At 40.9% G+C, this 3,890-nt stretch carries 3 protein-coding genes and 2 pseudogenes; 1 reads left to right on the top strand and 4 read right to left on the bottom strand.

Translation table 11 applies throughout. The annotated features are described in order from the left end of the window. The 3 genes and pseudogenes from AB4Z30_RS29815 to arr form a co-directional block, all read right to left on the bottom strand. Positions 1 to 251 (bottom strand): annotated as a pseudogene (locus tag AB4Z30_RS29815) (ABC transporter substrate-binding protein); the annotation flags it as partial. A gap of 540 nt (positions 252 to 791) precedes the next feature. Then, positions 792 to 1,336 (bottom strand): annotated as a pseudogene (locus AB4Z30_RS29810) (zinc-binding dehydrogenase); the annotation flags it as partial. A 261-nt stretch (positions 1,337 to 1,597) separates the two neighbouring features. Beyond that, entirely contained in the window at positions 1,598 to 1,999 is a 402-nt protein-coding gene (gene arr, locus AB4Z30_RS29805; protein WP_441931219.1) for an NAD(+)--rifampin ADP-ribosyltransferase, read from the bottom strand. Positions 2,000 to 2,484: 485 nt separating this feature from the next. On the opposite strand from arr, the gene AB4Z30_RS29800 reads away from it, so the two are divergent. After that, positions 2,485 to 3,306, top strand: coding sequence for a divergent polysaccharide deacetylase family protein (locus tag AB4Z30_RS29800; RefSeq protein WP_441931217.1), 822 nt, complete (start codon positions 2,485 to 2,487; stop codon positions 3,304 to 3,306). A gap of 142 nt (positions 3,307 to 3,448) precedes the next feature. On the opposite strand, the gene tnpA is transcribed toward AB4Z30_RS29800, so the two are convergent. Next, entirely contained in the window at positions 3,449 to 3,868 is a 420-nt protein-coding gene (gene tnpA / locus AB4Z30_RS29795) for an IS200/IS605 family transposase (protein WP_441931220.1), read from the bottom strand. Between the last annotated feature and the right edge of the window lie 22 nt (positions 3,869 to 3,890).

The raw sequence follows: 3,890 nt of genomic DNA, 5'->3' as shown, positions 1-3,890 counted from the left end.
GGCATAACCGTTACATTCAACTTAATCTGTTTGTCTGGGTTCTGTTGGTTCCATAACCCCAGCATTTTATCCAAATGCTTGCCGTGCAAATCTACGAATGTCCAAAATGATAATTCTGTTGCATTCTCACCGGCATTAGCCCCTAATTGCTGTGTTTCCGTTTTTGAACCAGAAGGATTACCACATGCAGTAAAGACAAGTGACATAATAAGGAGTGTAACGATGGAGATTAAAGCACTGCGTTTTTTCATTTGTTCGTCATCCTCTCTTTTTGTTATGCATTTGAAAAGTCGGCTGACTAGTTAGTTCTGTTAATTTAAGCGGTTACAATCCATCTTGGCACTACCATTCTTAACATAATTTTAACCTTTCAAAGAAAAGCCCCCTTCGCAACAATTTCTTAGATTCCATATTGTAAGCGCTTCATATGCCGTATTTAATATATATATGAAATAAGCTTTATATAACCAATTGATTATAAAATCATAAAGTTTATGGGGAGATGCTACTCTTTGAAAAAGCTGGCGCTCTGCAAACAAAATTCGAATATTAAATCAGGGCAGCTTCGGCCAACGGACCGCATTTCTTCTGAACAAGAACTAGTGGACGAATTCAGATTATGGTGCTAAAAAAGGTTTTAAGTCCATGAGTGCATTGTTTAGATATGCATCTAATCGGAAATCGGTACAAGTTCTTGTCCTTCGATCGGGACAAGAACTTGTACCGATAAAATAAAAAAGCCGCTATAATAGCGACTTTAATGGGAATATGTTCTTGTCCCTTGACAATTTTTATGGTCTTAATAAGATTTTCCCCGTGCTTTTGCGGCTTTCCAGAAATTGATGCGCTTTTCTTCCATCTCGTAGTGCAAATACCGTAGGCTCGGATACCGTTATTTTTCCCTCTTCGATCCAGCTGAACAACTCGGCTGAACGGGTTGCCCGTTCCTCGCGGGAAGTAAGGAAATTCCAAAGATCGCCACCAGTCAACGTTTTTGACGTATCCATTAACATCCTTGGGTCAACTGGAGCAGGGTCTCCCCCTGCCATTCCATAAAATACAACCGTCCCCCCAATGCGGGTGACTGCAAAACTATCCTCGAGCGTGGAGCCTACTGAGTCATAGACAACATCCACACCTTTCCGTTTGTCTCCTGCATGACTTTTCTCTTCCAATCATCCGAGTACAAATTTGCAATTTGAACAAGCAACTGTCCAACGCCCCCTGCTGCGGCATGAACTAGAATTACATCATTCTCCTTAACCGCATAACTATCTTTTGTTAAATAGTGGGCAGTCAACCCTTGCAGTAAAACAGATGCCGCCTTATCAAGGTTCTCCTCTTAGTATCCCGATCTATTGTTTTTCAATTTTTTGTGGACCCATAGGTATAGGAACTGCACTGGCTGTCTGCTTCAGTGGGCCATTTTAAATGTTTTTATGCCATGTATTGGAAAGATGATAGAAAAATTGAGTTCAACAGAACGAAGAAGTAATGAGGTCGATGTGTATTTTTTCGTACCAAGAATGCTAAGTTCCTTACTTCTCTTCCCTGCTTTCTCCAGCCATGATAGATCACCGACCATTTAATAGTTAGACTAATTTAGAATCTCACCTTTATCTATTTTCGCCAAACGTTTTCGCCAAACTGCGAGTTGTTGAGGCGTTTGTCGCACCCAATCCTTCACTTCGCCAATAATTTTTAATGGGGCTTCGCTTCGATATGATCGCGTCGGATTACCTGGAAATTTCTTATCCGTCACATTTGGGTCATTTTCCCATTCACCTGTCGGCTCAATGAGATACACGCGCGGTACACCCCCGCCTTTTGCCAACTCAGCAGCTAACCCAGCCCCATCACGCAAAGCTGTAAAATAAATGTGACTCATCACAACATCTGGATTGTAATTTGAGCGAAATCCAGCTGTGAGCAAGTCTCCAATCTGTAAATCTGCTCGTGTCCCATGATAAAAAGGACCTTTGTCTAGAATTTCAGCCATCTCGCCACCACCCCCAAATTAAGTAAGATAATCTATTTTATCATGAAACCTGCCCAATAGCGGAATAGACAGATTGGTAAATTGATCTGCCGCTATCAAAACTAAATCGCTGATATAGTTCTCAGTCGTTTAGCACGTAGTTGAGCATGGATTTGTTGTTAATATGCTTTTCATGTCCTAACATACCTTGGATAAAATCTAATAATGCTCCATTATCGAGCAACTGACATCCAATAAGGCGGCCGGGAGTGAATCGGCGGGCTAACCTTCTTTGTCGCTTTGGATTTAACTCGGTGATTGGTCAAGTCTTAGAGATGTGCCCCAAAAATCCCTACATCCACTTAAGATGCTGGGTCTTTAGGAATTACAGCCGTCCTAATTTGTATATCCTTACTTTGAGAACAATCTCTTCTGGGAATAAGTTGAGCTAAACATTCAAATAATGAGGCCAGTATAAAAAAATATAACGTTAGAGGATTGGTGTAATGTCTCATTTTCGATCGTGTTTTCACTCGTTCAATAAACTGTTGATTTCTTTTATACTCTGTATTGGATGTACTTATGCATTCTTTGCACCATTGGGATCTGCAAAACATGTTAAGAAAGTTTGCATCATTATTGACGACTTAGGTAACCGGATGAAAGGAACCGAAGAGATTTTGAGTCTTCCTTTTAAAGTTAATGTTGCGATTATGCCCTTTATGGCAACCACCAAGGAAGATGCGTTACTGGCTCATGAAAGAGGAATTAACATCCTTGTTCATATGCCTATGGAACCTAATCATGGAAGAAAAGACTGGTTAGGACCTGGGGCCATCACTTCGGACTTATCGGAAAAAGAAATACGAAAACGAGTTGAGGCCGCGATTGACAATGTACCTTTTGCCGTAGGGATGAATAATCATATGGGTTCCAAAATAACAACCAATCGACGAATTATGTCCATTATTCTGGATGTTTGCAAGGAACGAGGACTTTTTTTTATCGACAGTAAAACAGACTACAAATCCGTTGTATCAGAACTTGCTGCTGAAAAAGAGTTGCCTTGTATTGAAAATGAAGTATTTCTGGACGATAAGCATACAGCCAGCCATATTACCAAACAGTTGAAGCTTATCGAAAAAAAATTGGAATCGCAAGACACATGTGTAACCATAGGGCATGTTGGAAATGCTGGACTACAGACTGCCAAGGTGATTAAAGCCAAAGTTCCTGAATGGTCGGGTAAGATCGAGCCGATCTCTATTCGTGAAATGGTGAGTTTAAAAAAGGAAACGTTACCCCATCCGTTTGATCTTACGCAGTAAATCAGGACCACCCGTCCAACGGGTGGTTTGCTCTTGGGGTATAACCCCCTGTTGCCAAACTGCGTCTAAAGACGCTAGCCTGACAGCAGGACTGTTCAGGCTCAGTGTTATTTGCCTCTTTCACTTACCAGTCAAACTGGTTTCACTTCTTTTTGCTTCGATTACTGCTGAATGGATCTTCGTATTCTTTTACACTCAGCTTATCTACCGCCTGATCATGTGCTTCTTGCTCACGAATATACTTTCTTACTGTTGCTTCATTTAAGCCCACTGTACTCACATAGTACCCTTCTGCCCAAAACTTTCGATTGCCGTATTTATACTTGAGCTGGGCATGTTTCTCGAATATCATGAGTGAACTTTTTCCCTTTAGATATCCCATGAACGTGGAGACTGCCATTTTCGGTGGAATCGCTACCAACATGTGAACATGATCGGGCATCATGTGACCTTCTATAATTTCTACTCCCTTGTACTTACATAGACGCTTGAAAATTTCGATTAAATCTTTTCTCACTTGATTATAGATTTCTTTCCGTCTATACTTCGGGGTGAATACAATGTGGTATTTGCACTATTTGCAC

It is taken from the genome of Paenibacillus sp. 2TAF8, assembly GCF_052114825.1.
Taxonomy (GTDB): domain Bacteria; phylum Bacillota; class Bacilli; order Paenibacillales; family Paenibacillaceae; genus Paenibacillus.
The sequence above is the reverse complement of the archived record's forward strand: the minus strand, read 5'-3'. Positions and strand labels throughout refer to the sequence as shown.

What these genes read in the sequence shown, in the direction of transcription:
- arr (WP_441931219.1), bottom strand. Translation starts at nt 1,999, where the DNA reads ATGGCTGAAATTCTAGACAAAGGTCCTTTTTATCATGGGACACGAGCA.
- AB4Z30_RS29800 (WP_441931217.1), top strand. Translation starts at nt 2,485, where the DNA reads ATGTCTCATTTTCGATCGTGTTTTCACTCGTTCAATAAACTGTTGATT.